Source organism: Arthrobacter sp. FW306-2-2C-D06B (assembly GCF_021789175.1).
Lineage (GTDB): Bacteria > Actinomycetota > Actinomycetes > Actinomycetales > Micrococcaceae > Arthrobacter.
In genome coordinates, this window is record NZ_CP084560.1 from 97042 (window position 1) to 122079 (window position 25038).

11 protein-coding genes and 6 rRNA genes are annotated in these 25038 nt (G+C 59.7%); 14 read left to right on the forward strand and 3 right to left on the reverse strand.

All coding sequences use genetic code 11. The features are described from left to right. Positions 1-83: 83 nt before the first annotated feature. The 10 genes from LFT47_RS00505 to rrf (LFT47_RS00550) all read left to right on the forward strand — a co-directional run bounded on the left by LFT47_RS00505 (position 84) and on the right by rrf (LFT47_RS00550) (position 17097). Positions 84-1532 (forward strand): DHA2 family efflux MFS transporter permease subunit, encoded by a 1449-nt coding sequence (locus tag LFT47_RS00505; protein ID WP_236814098.1) that lies wholly within the window; start codon positions 84-86, stop codon positions 1530-1532. Positions 1533-2136: 604 nt separating this feature from the next. Then, positions 2137-3659 (forward strand): 16S ribosomal RNA (locus LFT47_RS00510). Positions 3660-4218: 559 nt separating this feature from the next. Further along, a 23S ribosomal RNA gene (locus tag LFT47_RS00515) occupies positions 4219-7358 on the forward strand. A 153-nt stretch (positions 7359-7511) separates the two neighbouring features. Continuing rightward, positions 7512-7628, forward strand: a 5S ribosomal RNA gene (rrf, locus tag LFT47_RS00520). The 16S, 23S and 5S rRNA genes sit together here, the layout of an rRNA operon. A gap of 255 nt (positions 7629-7883) precedes the next feature. Beyond that, positions 7884-8612, forward strand: a complete 729-nt coding sequence (locus LFT47_RS00525; RefSeq protein WP_236814100.1) for a GntR family transcriptional regulator — start codon at positions 7884-7886, stop codon at positions 8610-8612. Between the two features lie 85 nt (positions 8613-8697). Further along, positions 8698-9894 (forward strand): CaiB/BaiF CoA transferase family protein, encoded by a 1197-nt coding sequence (locus tag LFT47_RS00530; RefSeq protein WP_236814102.1) that lies wholly within the window; start codon positions 8698-8700, stop codon positions 9892-9894. Then, positions 9895-11055 (forward strand): acyl-CoA dehydrogenase family protein, encoded by a 1161-nt coding sequence (locus LFT47_RS00535; protein WP_236814104.1) that lies wholly within the window; start codon positions 9895-9897, stop codon positions 11053-11055. A 561-nt stretch (positions 11056-11616) separates the two neighbouring features. Continuing rightward, positions 11617-13139, forward strand: a 16S ribosomal RNA gene (locus LFT47_RS00540). 559 nt (positions 13140-13698) lie between these two features. Continuing rightward, positions 13699-16838 (forward strand): 23S ribosomal RNA (locus LFT47_RS00545). Positions 16839-16980: 142 nt separating this feature from the next. Then, positions 16981-17097: ribosomal RNA gene (gene rrf, locus LFT47_RS00550) — 5S ribosomal RNA — on the forward strand. Between the two features lie 175 nt (positions 17098-17272). On the opposite strand, the gene LFT47_RS00555 is transcribed toward rrf (LFT47_RS00550), so the two are convergent. From LFT47_RS00555 to LFT47_RS00565, 3 genes are read right to left on the reverse strand one after another with little or no spacing between them, the layout of a single operon-like run. Next, a complete protein-coding gene (locus LFT47_RS00555; protein ID WP_236814106.1) occupies positions 17273-18106 on the reverse strand; it encodes an alpha/beta fold hydrolase in 834 nt (277 codons plus the stop codon). Between the two features lie 31 nt (positions 18107-18137). Then, complete coding sequence (locus LFT47_RS00560) at positions 18138-18992, reverse strand: alpha/beta fold hydrolase (protein WP_236814108.1); 855 nt, start codon at positions 18990-18992, stop codon at positions 18138-18140. Between the two features lie 4 nt (positions 18993-18996). Next, complete coding sequence (locus tag LFT47_RS00565; RefSeq protein WP_236814109.1) at positions 18997-19878, reverse strand: alpha/beta fold hydrolase; 882 nt, start codon at positions 19876-19878, stop codon at positions 18997-18999. Between the two features lie 77 nt (positions 19879-19955). Here LFT47_RS00565 and lysS point away from each other — a divergent pair, with 77 nt between their 5' ends. From lysS to LFT47_RS00585, 4 genes are all read left to right on the forward strand, one after another. Continuing rightward, positions 19956-21485, forward strand: coding sequence for a lysine--tRNA ligase (gene lysS, locus LFT47_RS00570; RefSeq protein WP_236814111.1), 1530 nt, complete (start codon positions 19956-19958; stop codon positions 21483-21485). 2 nt (positions 21486-21487) lie between these two features. Then, positions 21488-21664, forward strand: a complete 177-nt coding sequence (locus LFT47_RS00575) for a hypothetical protein (RefSeq protein WP_172465751.1) — start codon at positions 21488-21490, stop codon at positions 21662-21664. A 162-nt stretch (positions 21665-21826) separates the two neighbouring features. After that, complete coding sequence (locus LFT47_RS00580) at positions 21827-22153, forward strand: histone-like nucleoid-structuring protein Lsr2 (RefSeq protein WP_236814113.1); 327 nt, start codon at positions 21827-21829, stop codon at positions 22151-22153. Between the two features lie 376 nt (positions 22154-22529). After that, positions 22530-25022 carry an ATP-dependent Clp protease ATP-binding subunit gene (locus tag LFT47_RS00585; RefSeq protein ID WP_236814115.1) on the forward strand — a complete coding sequence of 831 codons (2493 nt, stop codon included), beginning with the start codon at positions 22530-22532 and terminating at the stop codon, positions 25020-25022. The last annotated feature ends 16 nt before the right edge of the window (positions 25023-25038 follow it).

Here is a 25038-nt window from a genome sequence, read left to right on the forward strand (position 1 = left end):
GAATGCGGTTGAGGCTTAGACTGTTGCAATCTTCATCGGTGCCGAGCGCCGGAAACCATCGCACCCAAAGCTGAGGGATCCTCATGTCTACCGACGTCACATCAGACGCGTCCGGCAGCCCCGTGCCGGAAGCGGGGACACAACAAGCCAGCGACAGGATGTCGCGCGAGTCTGTCACCATCATCGTCACGCTACTTGTGGCCACCTTCGTGGTGATCCTCAACGAGACCATCATGAACGTCGCCTTGCAGCGGCTCATGACGGACCTCAACGTCGACGCACCCACAGTCCAGTGGCTCTCCACCGGATTCATGCTGACGATGGCCGTGGTCATACCCACCACAGGCTTCATCCTCCAGAGGCTCACCACTAGGGCTGCGTTCCTTCTGGCGATCGGACTGTTCAGCGCCGGCACCCTGCTCGCGGCACTAGCCCCGGGTTTTGGAGTGCTCTTGTTGGCTCGGATCGTCCAAGCGGGCGGCACCGCGATCATGCTCCCGCTGCTGATGACAACCATTTTGACCCTGGTGCCCCTGTCCCGCCGGGGGGCGGTGATGGGCAACGTGACCATCGCGATTTCGGTTGCGCCGGCGCTGGGCCCCACGGTTTCCGGCATCATCCTTGACCACTTCTCGTGGCGATTCATGTTCGTCTTCGTGCTTCCGGTGGCCTTGCTGGCCATGGGCATCGGTGCCAAGTTCCTCACAAACGTTGGCGAGCGAGGCAATGTGAGGCTGGACTTCGTCTCGGTGGTCCTGACCGTTCCTGCGTTCGGCGGGTTGGTCTATGGGCTGAGCCAGATCGGCGGCCACACGGGAGCAACCGCCGTGCCGATCGTTGCGCTGGTGATCGGTGTCTTGTGCATGGTGGCCTTCGTTCTCCGCCAGCTCAAATTGCAGAAGTCCGACGCGCCCTTGCTGGACCTCAGGGCATTCAACTTCCGCATGTTCACGGTGTCGGTCCTGCTCATGGTGGTTGCCATGATGGCCCTGTTCGGCGGAGTGATCCTGTTGCCGCTCTACCTCCAGAACGTCCTCCACCTGCAGCCGATGGAGACCGGCCTCGCGCTCCTTCCGGGCGGCTTGGCGATGGGCCTGCTCGGGCCGGTTGTCGGCAGGTTGTTCGACAAGATAGGTCCGCTGCCGCTGACTGTGACAGGTTCCATCCTGCTGGTACTCACGCTGTGGCAGTTCTCGATGCTCACCGCGGCTAGCCCCTTGTGGTGGGTCGTGGTCCTGTACGCAGTACTCAGCCTTGGCTTGGCTTTGCTGTTCACGCCGGCGTTTACCACCGGCCTCAACCCGCTCCCGCCCCACCTCTACTCGCATGGCTCGGCCATCATGAGCACGCTGCAGCAGGTGGCGGGAGCCGCAGGGACGGCACTCCTGGTTTCGATCTTCGCCGTGGTCTCGGCCTCGTCCGGCTTTGTGGCCGGGATGCAGGCCGCCTTCCTGACAGCCACTTTGATTGCGGTGCTTGCCGTAGTGCTGTCCACCATGATGCGCAAGACCGAGGGCGCAGCCGGGCACTAGTGGCTTTTGTTTGCTGGTGCGGCGCGTTGTTTGTGATGCACGGCATGTTTGTGGCTTGCGGCCCTAAAGGCTTTCATTCAGGTGGCGCTGGGCCCGAAATCGCCGTGTTGTAGCGGGTTTTGGAGCGCAGGATGGTGGTACGGGGGTGATTTGCGCCGGGTCTTGGGGGTGTGTAAAGTAGTTCGAGTCGCCGCCGCTGATGCGGAAAAATTGCGACAGACTCCCTTCCAAATGGAAACCAAATTCCTGGTTCGCTTTTGTGCGTTCCGGTGTGGTTTCCCGGGGGTCACGGATGATGTTTTGTCCGGTGCGGTTCCCGGGATCGGGAGTTGTGCGGAGAGAGTGCATCTGGTAAGTTTGGGAAGTTGCTCCGGAGCGAGTCTGGGCCCTTTGGGGTGTGGGTGGTGCCGGGTGTGTCTGTTGTTTGAGAACTCAATAGTGTGCCAAGTTTGTTGATACCGATTTTTTATTAAATTGGTTGTTTTGGCTGGTCCTGTGTCACCTCCGTGGTGCGGGGCTGGTTTTTTACAGCTGGTTTCAAATTTTGTGCAGCCGTTCTGCCGTTATTTCCGGTGGTTGTGGTTGTGTCTGTTTTTGTTTTACTTCAACGGAGAGTTTGATCCTGGCTCAGGATGAACGCTGGCGGCGTGCTTAACACATGCAAGTCGAACGATGATCTCCAGCTTGCTGGGGGGATTAGTGGCGAACGGGTGAGTAACACGTGAGTAACCTGCCCTTGACTCTGGGATAAGCCTGGGAAACTGGGTCTAATACCGGATACGACCGCTCACCGCATGGTGTGGTGGTGGAAAGCTTTTGCGGTTTTGGATGGACTCGCGGCCTATCAGCTTGTTGGTGGGGTAATGGCCTACCAAGGCGACGACGGGTAGCCGGCCTGAGAGGGTGACCGGCCACACTGGGACTGAGACACGGCCCAGACTCCTACGGGAGGCAGCAGTGGGGAATATTGCACAATGGGCGGAAGCCTGATGCAGCGACGCCGCGTGAGGGATGACGGCCTTCGGGTTGTAAACCTCTTTCAGTAGGGAAGAAGCGAAAGTGACGGTACCTGCAGAAGAAGCGCCGGCTAACTACGTGCCAGCAGCCGCGGTAATACGTAGGGCGCAAGCGTTATCCGGAATTATTGGGCGTAAAGAGCTCGTAGGCGGTTTGTCGCGTCTGCTGTGAAAGACCGGGGCTCAACTCCGGTTCTGCAGTGGGTACGGGCAGACTAGAGTGATGTAGGGGAGACTGGAATTCCTGGTGTAGCGGTGAAATGCGCAGATATCAGGAGGAACACCGATGGCGAAGGCAGGTCTCTGGGCATTAACTGACGCTGAGGAGCGAAAGCATGGGGAGCGAACAGGATTAGATACCCTGGTAGTCCATGCCGTAAACGTTGGGCACTAGGTGTGGGGGACATTCCACGTTTTCCGCGCCGTAGCTAACGCATTAAGTGCCCCGCCTGGGGAGTACGGCCGCAAGGCTAAAACTCAAAGGAATTGACGGGGGCCCGCACAAGCGGCGGAGCATGCGGATTAATTCGATGCAACGCGAAGAACCTTACCAAGGCTTGACATGAACCGGTAACGCCTGGAAACAGGTGCCCCGCTTGCGGTCGGTTTACAGGTGGTGCATGGTTGTCGTCAGCTCGTGTCGTGAGATGTTGGGTTAAGTCCCGCAACGAGCGCAACCCTCGTTCTATGTTGCCAGCGCGTGATGGCGGGGACTCATAGGAGACTGCCGGGGTCAACTCGGAGGAAGGTGGGGACGACGTCAAATCATCATGCCCCTTATGTCTTGGGCTTCACGCATGCTACAATGGCCGGTACAAAGGGTTGCGATACTGTGAGGTGGAGCTAATCCCAAAAAGCCGGTCTCAGTTCGGATTGGGGTCTGCAACTCGACCCCATGAAGTCGGAGTCGCTAGTAATCGCAGATCAGCAACGCTGCGGTGAATACGTTCCCGGGCCTTGTACACACCGCCCGTCAAGTCACGAAAGTTGGTAACACCCGAAGCCGGTGGCCTAACCCTTGTGGGGGGAGCCGTCGAAGGTGGGACCGGCGATTGGGACTAAGTCGTAACAAGGTAGCCGTACCGGAAGGTGCGGCTGGATCACCTCCTTTCTAAGGAGCACCATTATCGCTTCCTGTCCTGCCGCATGGCGGGGTGGGGGGTGTGTGGAAGCAAAGCCCATTGCGCAGGCGTCTGTTCTGCGGTGGGTGCTCATGGGTGGAATATCAGCAGATAGCGGCCGGTTGGTTCTTTCCTGCCCCTAGTACGGATGCTTTCGAGTGTTTTGGAACGGTGCGGGTGGGGGTTGTCCGGTTTTCGTGTTTGGCACACTGTTGGGTCCTGAGGCAACAGGGCCGTGGCGTGGGAGTGTGTGGCCTGTTTGGGTTGCGTGGTTCCGTGGTGCGGGTTTGTGTGTTTCTGGTTTCCTGGCTGCATTGTTTCCGTGCGTTTGGTGGTTGTCCCTTTTTGGGTGGCCGGTGCGGGGGGTGTGGTACGGGGTTGTTGTTTGAGAACTACATAGTGGACGCGAGCATCTAGGCACGCGCATGGTCATTGTCTCCTTTTTTGGGGGGTGGTGGGGTGTGTGTGTCTTACAGCAATTTCTTTTTATGAACCCGGCCCTTCCTTGTGGGGGGTCTGGTTCTCTCGAGAAGTTTTTTGATCTTGTGTGGTCAAGTTTTTAAGGGCACACGGTGGATGCCTTGGCATTAGGAGCCGAAGAAGGACGTAGGAATCTGCGATAAGCCTGGGGGAGTTGATAACCGAACGGTGATCCCAGGATGTCCGAATGGGGAAACCCCGCCAGACGCGTTTTGCGTGATCTGGTGACCCGCATCTGAACACATAGGGTGCGTGGGGGGAACGCGGGGAAGTGAAACATCTCAGTACCCGCAGGAAGAGAAAACAAGAGTGATTCCGTTAGTAGTGGCGAGCGAACGCGGATGAGGCTAAACCGTTCCATGTGTGATAGCCGGCGGGCGTTGCATGGGCGGGGTTGTGGGACTTTCCGTACTGGTTCTGCCGGACCGGTGGGGTGAGAGCATGGACATAGGTGAACGGTCTTGAAAGGCCGGCCGGAGAGGGTGTTAGCCCCGTAACCGTAATGTTGTGTGCCGCCTGGAGAGGATCCCAAGTAGCACGGGGCCCGAGAAATCCCGTGTGAATCTGTCAGGACCACCTGATAAGCCTAAATACTTCCTAATGACCGATAGCGGACCAGTACCGTGAGGGAAAGGTGAAAAGTACCCCGGGAGGGGAGTGAAACAGTACCTGAAACCGTGTGCTTACAATCCGTCGGAGCCAGTCTGATTCTGGTGACGGCGTGCCTTTTGAAGAATGAGCCTGCGAGTTAGTGTTACGTCGCGAGGTTAACCCGTGTGGGGTAGCCGTAGCGAAAGCGAGTCTGAACAGGGCGAGTGTAGTGGCGTGATCTAGACCCGAAGCGGAGTGATCTACCCATGGCCAGGTTGAAGCGACGGTAAGACGTCGTGGAGGACCGAACCCACTTCAGTTGAAAATGGAGGGGATGAGCTGTGGGTAGGGGTGAAAGGCCAATCAAACTCCGTGATAGCTGGTTCTCCCCGAAATGCATTTAGGTGCAGCGTTGCGTGTTTCTTGCCGGAGGTAGAGCTACTGGATGGCCGATGGGCCCTACAAGGTTACTGACGTCAGCCAAACTCCGAATGCCGGTAAGTGAGAGCGCAGCAGTGAGACTGTGGGGGATAAGCTTCATAGTCGAGAGGGAAACAGCCCAGACCACCAACTAAGGCCCCTAAGCGTGTGCTAAGTGGGAAAGGATGTGGAGTTGCGAAGACAACCAGGAGGTTGGCTTAGAAGCAGCCATCCTTGAAAGAGTGCGTAATAGCTCACTGGTCAAGTGATTCCGCGCCGACAATGTAGCGGGGCTCAAGTACACCGCCGAAGTTGTGGATTTCAGATAGTAGACAAGCCTTCGTGGTTCAGTCGTCTGGAGTGGTAGGGGAGCGTCGTGTGGGCGGTGAAGTCGCGGTGTAAACCAGCGGTGGAGCCTACACGAGTGAGAATGCAGGCATGAGTAGCGAAAGACGGGTGAGAAACCCGTCCGCCGAATGATCAAGGGTTCCAGGGTCAAGCTAATCTGCCCTGGGTAAGTCGGGACCTAAGGCGAGGCCGACAGGCGTAGTCGATGGACAACGGGTTGATATTCCCGTACCGGCGAAGGACCGCCCATGCCAAGCGGGGGATACTAACCGCCCGGAGCCTGCCCAATCACCCTTGTGGTGTGCGGGTTTTGGCCGAGCGCGGGACCTGATCCCGGGAGGTAAGCGTATTAACAGGTGTGACGCAGGAAGGTAGCCGGGCCGGGCGATGGTTGCCCCGGTCTAAGGATGTAGGGTCAGCGATAGGCAAATCCGTCGCTGTGTCTTTGATGACGTTCCTGAGATCTGATGGGACCCCCGTCATGGGGGGATCCGGTGATCCTATGCTGCCTAGAAAAGCATCGGCGCGAGGTTCCAGCCGCCCGTACCCCAAACCGACACAGGTGATCAGGTAGAGAATACCAAGGCGATCGAGAGAATTATGGTTAAGGAACTCGGCAAAATGCCCCCGTAACTTCGGGAGAAGGGGGGCCCCAACCTTGAACACCACTTGCTGGTGGGAGGGGATCGGGGCCGCAGAGACCAGGGGGAAGCGACTGTTTACTAAAAACACAGGTCCGTGCGAAGTCGCAAGACGATGTATACGGACTGACTCCTGCCCGGTGCTGGAAGGTTAAGAGGACCGGTTAGCCGCAAGGCGAAGCTGAGAATTTAAGCCCCAGTAAACGGCGGTGGTAACTATAACCATCCTAAGGTAGCGAAATTCCTTGTCGGGTAAGTTCCGACCTGCACGAATGGAGTAACGACTTCCCCGCTGTCTCAACCATAAACTCGGCGAAATTGCAGTACGAGTAAAGATGCTCGTTACGCGCAGCAGGACGGAAAGACCCCGAGACCTTTACTATAGTTTGGTATTGGTGTTCGGAGTGGCTTGTGTAGGATAGGTGGGAGACGTTGAAGCCCGGACGCCAGTTCGGGTGGAGTCATCGTTGAAATACCACTCTGGTCACTTTGGACATCTAACTTCGGCCCGTGATCCGGGTCAGGGACAGTGCCTGATGGGTAGTTTAACTGGGGCGGTTGCCTCCTAAAAAGTAACGGAGGCGCCCAAAGGTTCCCTCAGCCTGGTTGGCAATCAGGTGTCGAGTGTAAGTGCACAAGGGAGCTTGACTGTGAGAGAGACATCTCAAGCAGGGACGAAAGTCGGGACTAGTGATCCGGCGGTACATTGTGGAATGGCCGTCGCTCAACGGATAAAAGGTACCTCGGGGATAACAGGCTGATCTTGCCCAAGAGTCCATATCGACGGCATGGTTTGGCACCTCGATGTCGGCTCGTCGCATCCTGGGGCTGGAGTAGGTCCCAAGGGTTGGGCTGTTCGCCCATTAAAGCGGTACGCGAGCTGGGTTTAGAACGTCGTGAGACAGTTCGGTCCCTATCCGCTGCGCGCGCAGGAAATTTGAGAAGGGCTGTCCTTAGTACGAGAGGACCGGGACGGACGAACCTCTGGTGTGTCAGTTGTACTGCCAAGTGCACCGCTGATTAGCTACGTTCGGATGGGATAACCGCTGAAAGCATCTAAGCGGGAAGCTCGCTTCAAGATGAGATTTCCATACACCTCGTGTGTGAGAGGCCCCCAGCCAGACCACTGGGTTGATAGGCCGGATGTGGAAGACAGGACTAAAGACTGTTGAAGCTGACCGGTACTAATAGGCCGACAACTTACACCACACAAACACGATCACTGCTTGCGTCCACTATGTGGTTCCCGAACAACAACCCGACCGCGGGTGTGTTCCTGGAACCGAACAACTGAATAACAACACCACAGTTGTAACCACCAGTCTTCCCACCCCGCACCCGTGCGGGGACGGGTAACAAGGTTACGGCGGTCATAGCGTGGGGGAAACGCCCGGTCCCATTCCGAACCCGGAAGCTAAGACCCACAGCGCCGATGGTACTGCACCCGGGAGGGTGTGGGAGAGTAGGACACCGCCGGACAACCATTAACGGCCGGGCCCCGACACACACGTGCCGGGGCCCGACCCATTTAAACACCCACGCCCCAAACACACCCCCATATCAACGGTTGCGGAACGACCCCGGCTCACCTATGTGCCGGAAAACCCGAACCCCGACTCACGTATGTGCCGGAAATCCCAAACGCCCGCTCACATATCAACGGCTGGGGGCGGACGCCCGCTCACCTATGGACCCCTCCGAGATGCGGGTTCGCGTCACCCGTACAATGTCAGGATGAGTAGCATGCAACAGGTTACTCCCGGGGTGTCGCTGACAGCGCAGGCCACAGACATGCTGCGGGCGGCAATCACGTCCGGCGAGATGAGGCCCGGGGAGCATTATTCCGCGATCGGGCTAGCCGAGAGACTCGGCGTGTCCAGGACGCCTGTACGTGAGGCTCTGCAGCTGCTCGAAAAGGAGGGCATTGTCCGGATCGAGAAGAACCGCGGTGTTCGGGTGCTACAGATTTCACTTGATGAGATTGTCCAGATCTTCCAGATCCGAATTCTTCTTGAGCCCCCTGCTGCGGCACGGGCCGCCGAGGTTATCAACAAGGATGACTTGGAGCGGTTCCGGGTGCTGCACGGGCGCATTCTGGATGCTGCCGCCGGCGATGATGGTCCAGGCACCCTCCACGCGGATAAAGAGTTCCATTTGTTTCTCATGGGATTGGCGGGTAATCCCCGGCTAACGGCGCTGGATGGTGAACTCCGCAATCTTGTTCTTGCGCAAGGGTTGGTAACCATCCCTTCAATCCGAAGCAGCCAGGACTTGGCCGACGACCGTCGAGGCATTCTCTATGCATTGGAGCGACAGGACCCGCAGGCTGCAGCGGCTGCGGTTCGCGAACATGTCACCCGCACCGCCCGGCTTCTCATTACAGGTGTTTGCGCGAAGACGCCCGGACTATCCGCCGATGCGTATCTTGCGAAGCTGGATCAGCTGACGAAATTCCGCGGCTGACTTCGATACGACCAAAAAGTGTTTACACGCCGGGAACGCTGCCCTACAGTTGCATGCAACATACAACCATCGAAGGAGATATGTGGTGACGTCCACAGGGGGCAGCCCAAGCGGTTTGCCGCAGCCTTTGGCGGGGATACGGATCGCGGACTTTTCGCGGGTTCTAGCCGGACCACTGTGCTCCATGATGTTGGCCGACTACGGTGCCGAGGTCATCAAGATCGAAGGTCCTGCCGGCGACGATACCCGGGCGTGGATCCCGCCTGTGGAAGCCGATGGGACCGGCACTTATTTTGCAAGCGTCAACCGGAACAAGAAATCCGTTGTTGCCGATCTCAAGTCCGATGAGGGGTTGAGCTGTGCCCAGGCCCTCGTGGCCGGTTGCGACGTCGTCATCGAAAACTTCCGTCCTGGTGTCATGGCAAAATTCGGGATGGATTATCAGACCATCTCCGAGAGCCGGCCGGACATCGTCTATTGTTCAATCTCGGGCTTCGGGGCTGGCTCCGGTGCGGATCTGCCTGGCTATGACCTGCTCGTGCAGGCGCTTGGCGGTCTGATGAGTATCACCGGCCACCCGGAAGGAGAACCCAGCAAGGTTGGGGTTGCCCTGGTTGACGTCCTTACCGGGCAGAATGCCCTAGCGGGGATCCTGATGGCGCTACGGGTACGCGATGCCACAGGGGCCGGCCAGCAGGTGCAGGTCAACCTCCTTTCCTCGCTCCTGGCAGCATTGGTGAACCAGGGCGCGGCTTGCTTGGCCACTGGCAACTCGCCTGGCAGGCTCGGTAATGCACACCCCAGCATCGCCCCATATGAGACATTCCGCACTGGCGGCGGCACACTCGCCATCGCGGTCGGCAACGATCGGCAATTTGCTGCGCTGGCGTCAGTCCTAGGGCTCAGGGGGTTGCCCGAGCAAACGAGATTCCTCACTAACGAACGCAGGGTAGCCTCCAGCGAGGAGCTTCGTATTGTGATCGAGGCCGCACTCCAAGCTGACACTGCTGCGAATTGGCAACGGAAACTCCTCGCTGCAGGCGTTCCTGCGGGCAGGGTCAACAGCGTCAGCGAGGCTTTCGAGCTGGCTGAGAGCCTGGGGCTGGAGCCGTCAATCGTTGTCACTGATCCCGCCACAGGCCGGGCGTCCCGGCAGTTGGCCAACCCCATCCGGCTGTCCGCAGCAGCACCAAGCTACCGGCAAGTTCCCCCGGCCCTAGGCGAGCACCAAGGGGCCACCTTCGCTGTCCATTCCCCGAACGCTTCCGTGAAAGGCGCATGAATGTCCGATATCAGCGATCTGATTGATTTTGACTCCCTCCTTAGCGCGGATGAACGTGCGCTGCGCGATTCGGTGCGCGCCTTCGTGAATAGCGAAGTCAAACCACACATCGCAACCTGGTATGAAAATGCCATTTTCCCGCTGGAACTGGTCCCGGAGCTGGCCAAAATGGGCCTACTGGGCATGCACCTGAAGGGCTACGGATGCGCCGGACGATCCGCCGTCGAGTACGGGCTGGCCGGAGCGGAACTTGAGGCCGGCGATTCCGGGCTGCGCACTTTCGTCTCGGTGCAGGGCTCATTGGCGATGAGCGCCATCTACAAGCACGGTTCGGATGAACAGAAAGCCGAATGGCTGCCGGCGATGGCCGCGGGGGAAGCGATCGGCTGCTTCGGACTGACGGAACCCGCGGCGGGATCGGATCCGGGTGGCATGACTACCTTCGCGCACCGCGACGGAGGCGACTGGATCCTCAACGGATCAAAGCGCTGGATCGGCCTGGCGTCGGTGGCCAAAGTCGCCATCATCTGGGCCCAGACCGACGACGGCGTCCGCGGCTTCGTAGTCCCCACCGAGACCCGCGGATTCACGGCTACCCCGATCGAGCCGAAACTGTCCATGCGAGCCTCCATCCAATGCGACATCGAATTGTCCGATCTGCGACTGCCCGAGAGTGCGGTGCTGCCGAACGCCGTTGGGCTCAAGGGGCCCTTCTCCTGCCTGAACGAGGCGCGCTATGGAATCATCTGGGGCGCCATGGGCGCCGCCCGCGATGCGTTCGAAGTAGCCCTCGACTACTCCAAGGAACGCCTGCAGTTTGGCAGGCCGCTGGCCGGTTACCAGCTAACGCAGCAGAAGTTGGTTGACATGGCTCTTGAGATCAATAAGGGATTCCTCCTCGCCTTGCACCTCGGGCGCATGAAGGACAGCGGCGCTTTGCAACCGGACCAGATCTCCGTCGGCAAACTGAACAACTGCCGCGAAGCCATCAAAATTGCGCGGGAAGCCAGGACCATCCTCGGGGGCAACGGAATCACGCTGGACCATTCACCCTTGCGGCATGCCAACAACTTGGAATCGGTTCGCACCTATGAAGGCACCGACGAAGTCCACACCCTCATCCTGGGTAGCAAGCTAAGCGGTATCGCCGCATTCCGTTAGGCGGGGCCCGACGGCGGAACCCGCGTTCCGCCGTCGACGCCGCCCCGGCGCATCAATCAGACTTGTCGGTCAGCTTGAGCGGGAGAATAGCGGGGCGTTATTGCTGGATTTGCGCGGGGTGCGGAAGCCGTGTAATGTCTTCTAAGTCGCCGCGAGGGAGACAGCCTAGAGCTGGGAACCACAGGCGGCCACCCCCTTTGAATAAAGCCCGAAACGGCTGGTGCTTTGTGCGCCGCGATTCGAGGGGAATTCGAATTGTTACCCTGAAATCGGTTGAGATACTGATTTGCAAAGCGGTAATGATTCGGGTAAGTTTGGGAAGTTGCTCCGGAGCGAGTCTGGGCCCTTTGGGGTGTGGGTGGTGCCGGGTGTGTCTGTTGTTTGAGAACTCAATAGTGTGCCAAGTTTGTTGATACCGATTTTTTATTAAATTGGTTGTTTTGGCTGGTCCTGTGTCACCTCCGTGGTGCGGGGCTGGTTTTTTACAGCTGGTTTCAAATTTTGTGCAGCCGTTCTGCCGTTATTTCCGGTGGTTGTGGTTGTGTCTGTTTTTGTTTTACTTCAACGGAGAGTTTGATCCTGGCTCAGGATGAACGCTGGCGGCGTGCTTAACACATGCAAGTCGAACGATGATCTCCAGCTTGCTGGGGGGATTAGTGGCGAACGGGTGAGTAACACGTGAGTAACCTGCCCTTGACTCTGGGATAAGCCTGGGAAACTGGGTCTAATACCGGATACGACCGCTCACCGCATGGTGTGGTGGTGGAAAGCTTTTGCGGTTTTGGATGGACTCGCGGCCTATCAGCTTGTTGGTGGGGTAATGGCCTACCAAGGCGACGACGGGTAGCCGGCCTGAGAGGGTGACCGGCCACACTGGGACTGAGACACGGCCCAGACTCCTACGGGAGGCAGCAGTGGGGAATATTGCACAATGGGCGGAAGCCTGATGCAGCGACGCCGCGTGAGGGATGACGGCCTTCGGGTTGTAAACCTCTTTCAGTAGGGAAGAAGCGAAAGTGACGGTACCTGCAGAAGAAGCGCCGGCTAACTACGTGCCAGCAGCCGCGGTAATACGTAGGGCGCAAGCGTTATCCGGAATTATTGGGCGTAAAGAGCTCGTAGGCGGTTTGTCGCGTCTGCTGTGAAAGACCGGGGCTCAACTCCGGTTCTGCAGTGGGTACGGGCAGACTAGAGTGATGTAGGGGAGACTGGAATTCCTGGTGTAGCGGTGAAATGCGCAGATATCAGGAGGAACACCGATGGCGAAGGCAGGTCTCTGGGCATTAACTGACGCTGAGGAGCGAAAGCATGGGGAGCGAACAGGATTAGATACCCTGGTAGTCCATGCCGTAAACGTTGGGCACTAGGTGTGGGGGACATTCCACGTTTTCCGCGCCGTAGCTAACGCATTAAGTGCCCCGCCTGGGGAGTACGGCCGCAAGGCTAAAACTCAAAGGAATTGACGGGGGCCCGCACAAGCGGCGGAGCATGCGGATTAATTCGATGCAACGCGAAGAACCTTACCAAGGCTTGACATGAACCGGTAACGCCTGGAAACAGGTGCCCCGCTTGCGGTCGGTTTACAGGTGGTGCATGGTTGTCGTCAGCTCGTGTCGTGAGATGTTGGGTTAAGTCCCGCAACGAGCGCAACCCTCGTTCTATGTTGCCAGCGCGTGATGGCGGGGACTCATAGGAGACTGCCGGGGTCAACTCGGAGGAAGGTGGGGACGACGTCAAATCATCATGCCCCTTATGTCTTGGGCTTCACGCATGCTACAATGGCCGGTACAAAGGGTTGCGATACTGTGAGGTGGAGCTAATCCCAAAAAGCCGGTCTCAGTTCGGATTGGGGTCTGCAACTCGACCCCATGAAGTCGGAGTCGCTAGTAATCGCAGATCAGCAACGCTGCGGTGAATACGTTCCCGGGCCTTGTACACACCGCCCGTCAAGTCACGAAAGTTGGTAACACCCGAAGCCGGTGGCCTAACCCTTGTGGGGGGAGCCGTCGAAGGTGGGACCGGCGATTGGGACTAAGTCGTAACAAGGTAGCCGTACCGGAAGGTGCGGCTGGATCACCTCCTTTCTAAGGAGCACCATTATCGCTTCCTGTCCTGCCGCATGGCGGGGTGGGGGGTGTGTGGAAGCAAAGCCCATTGCGCAGGCGTCTGTTCTGCGGTGGGTGCTCATGGGTGGAATATCAGCAGATAGCGGCCGGTTGGTTCTTTCCTGCCCCTAGTACGGATGCTTTCGAGTGTTTTGGAACGGTGCGGGTGGGGGTTGTCCGGTTTTCGTGTTTGGCACACTGTTGGGTCCTGAGGCAACAGGGCCGTGGCGTGGGAGTGTGTGGCCTGTTTGGGTTGCGTGGTTCCGTGGTGCGGGTTTGTGTGTTTCTGGTTTCCTGGCTGCATTGTTTCCGTGCGTTTGGTGGTTGTCCCTTTTTGGGTGGCCGGTGCGGGGGGTGTGGTACGGGGTTGTTGTTTGAGAACTACATAGTGGACGCGAGCATCTAGGCACGCGCATGGTCATTGTCTCCTTTTTTGGGGGGTGGTGGGGTGTGTGTGTCTTACAGCAATTTCTTTTTATGAACCCGGCCCTTCCTTGTGGGGGGTCTGGTTCTCTCGAGAAGTTTTTTGATCTTGTGTGGTCAAGTTTTTAAGGGCACACGGTGGATGCCTTGGCATTAGGAGCCGAAGAAGGACGTAGGAATCTGCGATAAGCCTGGGGGAGTTGATAACCGAACGGTGATCCCAGGATGTCCGAATGGGGAAACCCCGCCAGACGCGTTTTGCGTGATCTGGTGACCCGCATCTGAACACATAGGGTGCGTGGGGGGAACGCGGGGAAGTGAAACATCTCAGTACCCGCAGGAAGAGAAAACAAGAGTGATTCCGTTAGTAGTGGCGAGCGAACGCGGATGAGGCTAAACCGTTCCATGTGTGATAGCCGGCGGGCGTTGCATGGGCGGGGTTGTGGGACTTTCCGTACTGGTTCTGCCGGACCGGTGGGGTGAGAGCATGGACATAGGTGAACGGTCTTGAAAGGCCGGCCGGAGAGGGTGTTAGCCCCGTAACCGTAATGTTGTGTGCCGCCTGGAGAGGATCCCAAGTAGCACGGGGCCCGAGAAATCCCGTGTGAATCTGTCAGGACCACCTGATAAGCCTAAATACTTCCTAATGACCGATAGCGGACCAGTACCGTGAGGGAAAGGTGAAAAGTACCCCGGGAGGGGAGTGAAACAGTACCTGAAACCGTGTGCTTACAATCCGTCGGAGCCAGTCTGATTCTGGTGACGGCGTGCCTTTTGAAGAATGAGCCTGCGAGTTAGTGTTACGTCGCGAGGTTAACCCGTGTGGGGTAGCCGTAGCGAAAGCGAGTCTGAACAGGGCGAGTGTAGTGGCGTGATCTAGACCCGAAGCGGAGTGATCTACCCATGGCCAGGTTGAAGCGACGGTAAGACGTCGTGGAGGACCGAACCCACTTCAGTTGAAAATGGAGGGGATGAGCTGTGGGTAGGGGTGAAAGGCCAATCAAACTCCGTGATAGCTGGTTCTCCCCGAAATGCATTTAGGTGCAGCGTTGCGTGTTTCTTGCCGGAGGTAGAGCTACTGGATGGCCGATGGGCCCTACAAGGTTACTGACGTCAGCCAAACTCCGAATGCCGGTAAGTGAGAGCGCAGCAGTGAGACTGTGGGGGATAAGCTTCATAGTCGAGAGGGAAACAGCCCAGACCACCAACTAAGGCCCCTAAGCGTGTGCTAAGTGGGAAAGGATGTGGAGTTGCGAAGACAACCAGGAGGTTGGCTTAGAAGCAGCCATCCTTGAAAGAGTGCGTAATAGCTCACTGGTCAAGTGATTCCGCGCCGACAATGTAGCGGGGCTCAAGTACACCGCCGAAGTTGTGGATTTCAGATAGTAGACAAGCCTTCGTGGTTCAGTCGTCTGGAGTGGTAGGGGAGCGTCGTGTGGGCGGTGAAGTCGCGGTGTAAACCAGCGGTGGAGCCTACACGAGTGAGAATGCAGGCATGAGTAGCGAAAGACGGGTGAGAAACCCGTCCGCCGAATGATCAAGGGTTCCAGGGTCAAGCTAATCTGCCCTGGGTAAGTCGGGACCTAAGGCGAGGCCGACAGGCGTAGTCGATGGACAACGGGTTGATATTCCCGTACCGGCGAAGGACCGCCCATGCCAAGCGGGGGATACTAACCGCCCGGAGCCTGCCCAATCACCCTTGTGGTGTGCGGGTTTTGGCCGAGCGCGGGACCTGATCCCGGGAGGTAAGCGTATTAACAGGTGTGACGCAGGAAGGTAGCCGGGCCGGGCGATGGTTGCCCCGGTCTAAGGATGTAGGGTCAGCGATAGGCAAATCCGTCGCTGTGTCTTTGATGACGTTCCTGAGATCTGATGGGACCCCCGTCATGGGGGGATCCGGTGATCCTATGCTGCCTAGAAAAGCATCGGCGCGAGGTTCCAGCCGCCCGTACCCCAAACCGACACAGGTGATCAGGTAGAGAATACCAAGGCGATCGAGAGAATTATGGTTAAGGAACTCGGCAAAATGCCCCCGTAACTTCGGGAGAAGGGGGGCCCCAACCTTGAACACCACTTGCTGGTGGGAGGGGATCGGGGCCGCAGAGACCAGGGGGAAGCGACTGTTTACTAAAAACACAGGTCCGTGCGAAGTCGCAAGACGATGTATACGGACTGACTCCTGCCCGGTGCTGGAAGGTTAAGAGGACCGGTTAGCCGCAAGGCGAAGCTGAGAATTTAAGCCCCAGTAAACGGCGGTGGTAACTATAACCATCCTAAGGTAGCGAAATTCCTTGTCGGGTAAGTTCCGACCTGCACGAATGGAGTAACGACTTCCCCGCTGTCTCAACCATAAACTCGGCGAAATTGCAGTACGAGTAAAGATGCTCGTTACGCGCAGCAGGACGGAAAGACCCCGAGACCTTTACTATAGTTTGGTATTGGTGTTCGGAGTGGCTTGTGTAGGATAGGTGGGAGACGTTGAAGCCCGGACGCCAGTTCGGGTGGAGTCATCGTTGAAATACCACTCTGGTCACTTTGGACATCTAACTTCGGCCCGTGATCCGGGTCAGGGACAGTGCCTGATGGGTAGTTTAACTGGGGCGGTTGCCTCCTAAAAAGTAACGGAGGCGCCCAAAGGTTCCCTCAGCCTGGTTGGCAATCAGGTGTCGAGTGTAAGTGCACAAGGGAGCTTGACTGTGAGAGAGACATCTCAAGCAGGGACGAAAGTCGGGACTAGTGATCCGGCGGTACATTGTGGAATGGCCGTCGCTCAACGGATAAAAGGTACCTCGGGGATAACAGGCTGATCTTGCCCAAGAGTCCATATCGACGGCATGGTTTGGCACCTCGATGTCGGCTCGTCGCATCCTGGGGCTGGAGTAGGTCCCAAGGGTTGGGCTGTTCGCCCATTAAAGCGGTACGCGAGCTGGGTTTAGAACGTCGTGAGACAGTTCGGTCCCTATCCGCTGCGCGCGCAGGAAATTTGAGAAGGGCTGTCCTTAGTACGAGAGGACCGGGACGGACGAACCTCTGGTGTGTCAGTTGTACTGCCAAGTGCACCGCTGATTAGCTACGTTCGGATGGGATAACCGCTGAAAGCATCTAAGCGGGAAGCTCGCTTCAAGATGAGATTTCCATACACCTCGTGTGTGAGAGGCCCCCAGCCAGACCACTGGGTTGATAGGCCGGATGTGGAAGACAGGACTAAAGACTGTTGAAGCTGACCGGTACTAATAGGCCGACAACTTACACCACACAAACACGATCACTGCTTGCGTCCACTATGTGGTTCCCGAACAACAACCCGTTCCGGAACAAACCACAACTGAATAACAACACCACAGTTGTAACCACCAGTCTTCCCACCCCGCACCCGTGCGGGGACGGGTAACAAGGTTACGGCGGTCATAGCGTGGGGGAAACGCCCGGTCCCATTCCGAACCCGGAAGCTAAGACCCACAGCGCCGATGGTACTGCACCCGGGAGGGTGTGGGAGAGTAGGACACCGCCGGACAACCATTAACGGCCGGGCCCCGACACACACGTGCCGGGGCCCGACCCATTTAACACCCACAACACACCCCGGCCGGCGTCCCGCCCGGACCGGGCAAAAGTGAGCTCGCGTCCGGTCAGAACCGGTTATTTGTGAGCCGGCGTCCCGCCAAAGCCCGGCATATGTGAGCCGGCGTTTAGCCCGAGAAGAAGTCGGAGAGCTCGGCGATGAGCTTGTCCGGTGCGCGGATCACTCCGTCGTGGCCGTGGCCGGGCAGGATGGTGTAGCTCGATCCGGACAGGACGTCGTGGATCTGGCCACACGCCACACCGAAGTACGCGGGGCTCTTTTCCCCGACCACGATGAGCGTCTCCAACGGCAGCTCAAGGAACGGTTCTGCGGGCATGTCCGCGGCGATGACTGCCTTGATCTCACGCACGCCGGCCTGCATGAGCTCACGCATCTGCTTGCCCATGGGAGTGCCCGACGTCAGCTTGGTGACGAGTGTCAGCATGGACAGCGGCATCCGCGCGAAGGCGCCCTCGGTCTCGACGCCCTTCACGAGCACGGCGAGCCCGCGGTCAAAGTCTCCAGCCGCCGTCGCGCGCTCGTATTCGCTCGTCCACTCGGCCTTCACGCTGTGGTTGACGGAGACTGCGGGGTCGTAGACCGCCAGGCGTTCCACCGGCAGCGTGCGCGCCGCGTGCAGGGCCACTGCGCCTCCGAAGCTGTGGCCGAAGACATCGGTGCTGGCCGTGTGCTTCATGACTTCGGAAAGATCCCGGATGTCGACGTCGAGGGTGTAGTCCTCGGGCTGCGGCGACGATTCTCCACGGCCGCGGCGGTTGAAGGTGTGCACCGGGCGGCCAAGGGCGGCACTGAGTTTCTGGGCAAACTTGGAGTAGTCTGCGGCGGTCACCATCGAGGCGGGCACGACGACGACGCCGGAGCCGCCATCGGCAAGCTCACCACCCGTCGTGAAGAGCTCGAGGGTTCCGCCGTCGGCCGTTGTGATGTTCTCGCGCGTCATGCTTCGAGCCTAACGGAGCCGCGGGGTTCCGTCAGTCCTTGAAATAGCTGGAAATGTCCGTCACGAGTTCCTTGACCGCGGCAGGAATGGATCCGTGGAAGCCTTTCGGCGATACCACCAGCGTGCTTCCGGGGACGGCTGCGTATAGCCGCTCCGCCGTGACCTTGTAGTATTCGGGGCTTTTGCTGCCCACGATAAATCGCGTGCTTCGGGGTAGGACGGAGAAGTCCCGCGGGCGCGCAGCTTCGTCGTAGGCGGCCTTGAGTTCTGCCACGCCCGTTGGCATGAGTCCCCTGAGGACCTTGTTGACCTTGGTGTGGGAAACGAGAGCCATGAGTCCGGCCAGGATGGGCTCCGGGATTCGCGCCAAGGCGGTGCCAGGCTGCATGCCCCTCTTCATCCTGGCCATGGCACGCCCTATGTTTCCGCTATCCACGGATTCGGCAAAGCCTTCCAACCAGCCCATGTCCCTGCTCCCGTCGATGTTCACGGCAGCGTCGTACACGGCAAGCTTGTCAGGTTCGTAGCTTGTCCCCGCAAACTCCTGCACGGCGTTCAGTGCCACGGATCCGCCAAGGCTGTGGCCAAGGAGGTTCCTGGCGCCTGTGGCGTCCATGATGCTCCGCACGTCCGCAATCTCCGTGGCCATGGAGTAGTTTGCGGGTAGTTCCGTCGAGCTGCCGCGGCCCCTGCGATCGTAGACGTCGACTGCCCAACCTTCGCCGAGCCCGTTGGATAGCGCCATGGAAAAAGGCCTGTAGATGAGCGCGGTCAGGAATGCGCCCCCGATGAGCAACACGCGGCGCTCTCCCGGAGCATCCACCGAGCCATAACTGTACAAGGCGAGCTTGCCGCCGTCGGGGGTGGGGACCTCACGTTCTATCACCGCTTCATCCTAGGGTGACGGCGCCTTGTGCCAGGTAGCGGGCAATCCTCACAGCGAGCTGCTTGCCCGGCCGGAGGGGACCCTCGTGGAACTGGAGTGGGACTACCGAGAAGTCCACCGCCGGTATGGCAGCTGCCAGCTGCCGGCCGGTTTTGGCAAAGTACGCCGGACTCCACCCGCCACTCAGCATCAGCGTTGGCGTTTTCAACTCCGCATAGTCTTGGATATGCGAGTCGGCGTCAATGATCGCGCGCATCTCCAACACCGCCGTCGGCAGGAGTTCCCGCATCTCGGATCCCAGCCTCGTCTTGGCGGAGAGGATGCTGATCACCCGCAGAGCCCCGAGCGGCAAATAGGAAATCGGGCCGGCCGTGCCCAGCCCCTGGACCAAATGCGCCCAGGCGTTGTCGAGCTGGCCCGCGGTGACGGCCTCTTCCAATTGTGGTCGCCAGCGCCCGTTCAAGTTGCCGGAGAGGGAAACCGCGGCGTCGTAAGTGACGAGACGGGAAATTGGTGCGCGCAGCGCCGCCTGGAGCGCGACGAATCCGCCATAGCTGTGGCCAACAACATCGGTGGATCCGCTCATTTCCATCACGGAAAGCAAGTCGCTGGTCTCCGTCGCAGCGGAGTAACCGGGCGGCTGAGGTGCCGACCGGCCGCGGCCGCGCCGGTTGTAGGAGTGCACCGGCCGGCCAAGCAGGACGCTCAGGTTCCGGGCGAATGGCCAGTAAAGGGAATCGGTCACCAAGGTGCCGTGAACGAGCACGACGCCGGGCTCCTCCATAGCGCTCGAAGCGCCGGGAATGGACGCCTCGGCTGCCGGCCGGAAGGAGTGCACCTCGAGGTGCCCGCCGTCGTCGTCCGTTTCAACTGTCCATGTCTCCACAGCCCGAGTCTATGTTGCCGCGGGGGCGGGAGGGGAAGATAGGGAACTCTAAGGAATCCCCGGTAAACTTGTGGATTGTGACTTCCGCAAACACCCCATCCCCGCACACCGCCGCCGAGCCAGCCGACGCCAGCGAACAGATGCGCATCCGCATGGAAAAGCGCAGCAAGCTGATTGAGCGCGGCACCGAGGCCTACCCGGTGGGTGTTGAGCGGACGCATTCCCTTGCCGAGATCCGTGAGAAGTACGCCCATCTCCAGGCTGACGAAACCACCGGCGACGTCGTGGGCATCACCGGCCGCGTCGTGTTCGTGCGCAACACGGGCAAGCTTTGCTTCGCCACCCTCCAGGAGGGCGGTGTGGACGGGAAGGGCGTGCGCCTGCAGGCGATGCTCAGCCTCGCGAATGTCGGCGAGGAAACCCTCGCGGACTGGAAAGCGCTGGTGGACCTCGGAGATCACGTCTTCATCAAGGGCGAAGTCATCTCCTCCAGGCGTGGCGAGCTGTCCGTCATGGCCGACTCCTGGTCCATGGCCTCCAAGGCCTTGCGCCCGTTGCCGGTGCTGCACGCCGAGCTGAATGAGGAAACCCGTGTCAGGCAGCGCTACGTGGACCTCATGGTCCGCGACGAAGCCCGGGAAATGGTCTACACCCGCGCAGCGATTACCCGCTCGGTCCGCGACACCCTGGACCGCCGCGGCTATGTGGAAGTGGAGACCCCCATCCTGCAGCTCGTTCACGGCGGTGCCACGGCCCGCCCGTTCGAGACGCACATGAATGCCTTCGACCAGAAGATGACGCTGCGTATCGCCACCGAGCTCTTCCTCAAGCGCGCCGTTGTGGGCGGAATCGACCGCGTCTACGACATGGGCCGCGTCTTCCGCAACGAAGGCGTCGACTCGACGCACAGCCCCGAATTCACCACGTTGGAATGCTACGAGGCGTGGGCGGACCAGTTCGTCATGGCCGAGCGCATGAAGGAAATCATCCTTAACGTCGCCGACGTCGTGGGCACCCGCACCATCCAGACTGACGCCGGAGAGATCGACCTCGACGGCGAATGGGCCTGGGTTGCCGTCTACCCGGGGCTCTCCGAGGCGATCGATGAGGAGATCACTCCGGACACCACGGTGGCGGAACTGCAGGCGATTGCCGCCAAGCACGAGGTCAAGGTGGATCCCAAGTGGGACGCCGAAAAGCTCGTCGTAGAGCTGTTCGGCGAGATCGTCGAACCCACGCTGCTCAACCCGACCTTTGTCTACAACTACCCTCCCTCCGCGCAGCCCCTTGCCCGGCCGCATCGGGAGGACGGCCGCCTGATTGAGGCCTGGGACCTCATCATCGGCGGAATGGAACGCGGCACGGCCTTCTCCGAACTGATCGACCCCGTCATCCAGCGCGAACGCCTCACCGAGCAGTCGCGTCGTTCGGCAGCCGGCGATGTCGAGGCCATGCAGCTGGATGAAGACTTCCTGCGCGCCCTCGAGTACGGCGCTCCGCCCATGGGCGGCATCGGCCTAGGCATCGACCGCTTGGTCATGCTGTTCACCGGAGCAGGCATCCGGGAAACCATCCTGTTCCCACTCCTCAAGCCCGAAGGGCACTGACCATGGAATACATTGCCGTTCTTGCACCGTCCGTCGTTGTCGGGCTGCTCTTTTGGTTTGCCATGAAGGCTATCTTCAACGCGGACAAATCAGAGCGCCAAGCAGAAGCCCGCGCCCAGGAAGAAGCCGGATTCGGAATTGCCAAGCCGGCGGGTGACGGCTCAACCCCTGCCAAATAGCTCTTTCTCCGGCCGCTCCTGACGATTTAATAGTGTCTTTGGCGATCCCTTTGAGGATGCCTTTGACGGAGCCTTTGACGGGGTGCCTTGCGCTGGACGATAATCTTTAATTAGTAGTCTAGCTATTCTGCATATCCGACCCCTCCAAAAGAGAGTCTTTTCATGGCACAGAAAGTCAAAATTATCCTCGTTGACGACCTGGATGAGGGCTCTGCGGATGAAACTGTCCGCTTTGGCCTTGATGGAGTCAGTTACGAAATGGACCTGTCCAGTGCCAACGCTGCGAAGCTGCGGGACGCTCTTGGGCCATTTGTCGCTAAGGCGCGCAAGACATCGACTGGCCGTGCAACGCGTAGCCGCGTTGCCGCAGGGAGAAACCAGGACTCCGCACAGATCCGTCAATGGGCGCGCGACAACGGTTATACCGTAAACAGCCGTGGCCGCATTCAGGCCGAAATTCAGGAAGCCTACCAGAAGGCCAATTCCTGACACCAAGTATCAATACCCCGGCCCTGCGGCCGGGGTATTGTCATTTAACCGCCCGGCTCGCCGGGATAACGATGTCGTTTGGCAGCATGGTGCCACTATTCCCGGGAAGGTTTGGAGCCGACTGGGCATATCCGGTGGACAGTCACCACGTTGCCGCGAAGAACGACGGCGGCCGGCCGGCTCGCGGGGGTATCGACGGATGCGCAGCGTGACCGTGGAACCCCTGGATTCGGTCTCCGCCGTGATCCCGGGGTCCGCGGACGAGTTGACCGGACTTATTCCCGGTGCGGCCATGTTTCCCCTGTGGCGAACACGCCCCAAAATTCCAGCGTTGCCACGTAGCATCAAAGTACGTCGTAGCTAGGAGTGTGGCGAAATGTTTGAGAGATTTACGGACCGTGCCCGTCGCGTTGTTGTGCTTGCCCAAGAAGAGGCACGCATGCTCAACCACAACTACATCGGTACCGAGCACATCCTCTTGGGTCTGATCCACGAGGGTGAGGGCGTTGCCGCCAAGGCGCTGGAGTCCCTGAGCATTTCGCTCGATGGCGTCCGCGAGCAGGTACAGGAGATCATCGGCCAGGGCCAGCAGGCCCCGTCCGGCCACATCCCCTTCACCCCGCGCGCCAAGAAGGTGCTTGAGCTCTCGCTCCGGGAAGCCCTGCAGCTCGGCCACAACTACATCGGCACCGAGCACATCCTGCTCGGCCTCATCCGCGAGGGTGAAGGCGTTGCCGCGCAGGTCCTCGTCAAGCTTGGCGCCGACCTCAACCGCGTCCGCCAGCAGGTCATCCAGCTGCTTTCCGGTTACCAGGGCAAAGAAACTGCCGGTCCCGGCTCAGGCCCGGGCCAACAGGAAGGCACCCCGGCCGGGTCGGTGGTGCTGGACCAGTTCGGCCGCAACCTCACCCAGGCCGCGCGGGAAAACAAGCTCGATCCCGTGATCGGCCGCGAGCTGGAGATGGAACGCGTCATGCAGGTCCTCTCCCGCCGGACCAAGAACAACCCAGTGCTGATCGGTGAGCCCGGCGTCGGCAAGACCGCCGTCGTCGAGGGCCTTGCCCAGGCGATCGTCCGCGGAGACGTGCCGGAGACCATCAAGGACAAGCAGCTCTATACGCTTGACCTCGGTTCCCTTGTTGCCGGCTCCCGTTACCGTGGTGACTTTGAAGAGCGCCTGAAGAAGGTCCTGAAGGAAATCCGGACCCGCGGCGACATCATCCTCTTCATTGACGAGATCCACACGCTCGTGGGTGCCGGAGCTGCAGAGGGTGCCATCGATGCCGCGTCCATCCTCAAGCCGATGCTGGCCCGTGGTGAACTCCAGACCATCGGGGCCACCACCTTGGACGAGTACCGCAAGCACATTGAGAAGGACGCCGCCTTGGAGCGCCGCTTCCAGCCGATCCAGGTCAAGGAGCCTTCCGTCGCGCACGCGATCGAGATCCTCAAGGGCCTGCGTGACCGCTACGAGGCGCACCACCGGGTGACCATCACTGACGGCGCGCTTGCCTCTGCCGCAACGCTGGCCGAACGCTACATCTCGGACCGCTTCCTGCCGGACAAGGCGATCGACCTGATCGATGAAGCCGGCGCTCGGCTGCGCATCCGCCGCATGACGGCTCCGCCGGAGCTCAAGGCCATGGATGAGCGCATTGCCGAAGTGAAGATGGAGAAGGAATCGGCCATTGACGCCCAGGACTTCGAAGGCGCCGCATCGCTGCGCGACAAGGAGCAGAAGCTCATTGCCGAGCGTGCCGAGAAGGAACGCAGCTGGAAGTCCGGCGGAATGGACGATATTTCCGAGGTGGACGAGGAGCTGATTGCCGAGGTTCTCGCGAACTCCACCGGCATCCCGGTGTTCAAACTCACCGAGGAAGAATCCAGCCGTCTCCTCAAGATGGAAGACGAGCTGCACAAGCGGGTCGTCGGCCAGGACGAGGCCATCCGTGCCCTCTCCCAGGCTATCCGTCGCACACGCGCAGGCCTGAAGGACCCCAAGCGTCCGGGTGGCTCGTTCATCTTCGCCGGCCCCACCGGCGTCGGCAAGACCGAGCTCGCCAAGGCCCTGGCCGAATTCCTGTTCGGTGAAGAGGACGCCCTCATCACGCTGGACATGTCCGAGTACTCCGAGAAGCACACGGTGTCGCGTCTCTTTGGTGCTCCCCCGGGCTACGTCGGCTACGAAGAGGGCGGGCAGCTGACCGAGAAGGTCCGCCGCCGTCCGTTCTCCGTGGTGCTCTTCGACGAAGTGGAGAAGGCCCACGCCGATCTCTTCAACTCGCTGCTACAGATCCTGGAGGACGGCCGCCTGACCGACTCCCAGGGCCGGGTGGTGGACTTCAAGAACACGGTGATCATCATGACCACCAACCTGGGTACCCGCGACATCTCCAAGAGCGTCGCAACGGGCTTCCAGTCCGGCACGGACACCACCACCGGTTACAACCGGATGCGGGCCCGGGTCACTGAGGAGCTCAAGCAGCACTTCCGTCCCGAGTTCCTCAACCGTGTTGACGACGTCGTGGTGTTCCCGCAGCTCACGCAGGACGAGATCATCGAGATCGTTGACCTGTTCGTCACGCGCCTCGAGGGCCGCCTGAAGGACAAGGACATGGGCATCGAGCTCACCACGGCCGCCAAGGTCCTCCTGGCGACCCGGGGATACGATCCCGCCATGGGTGCCCGGCCGCTGCGCCGCACGATCCAGCGCGAGATCGAGGACCAGCTCTCCGAGAAGATCCTCTTCGGCGAACTGCACCCCGGTGACATCGTGGTGGTCGACGTGGACGGCGAAGGCGACGAGGCAAAGTTCACCTTTGCCGGCAATGCCAAGCCGCGCATCCCGGAGATCGCTCCGAGCGCCTAGGTTCCGGTTCCGCCGA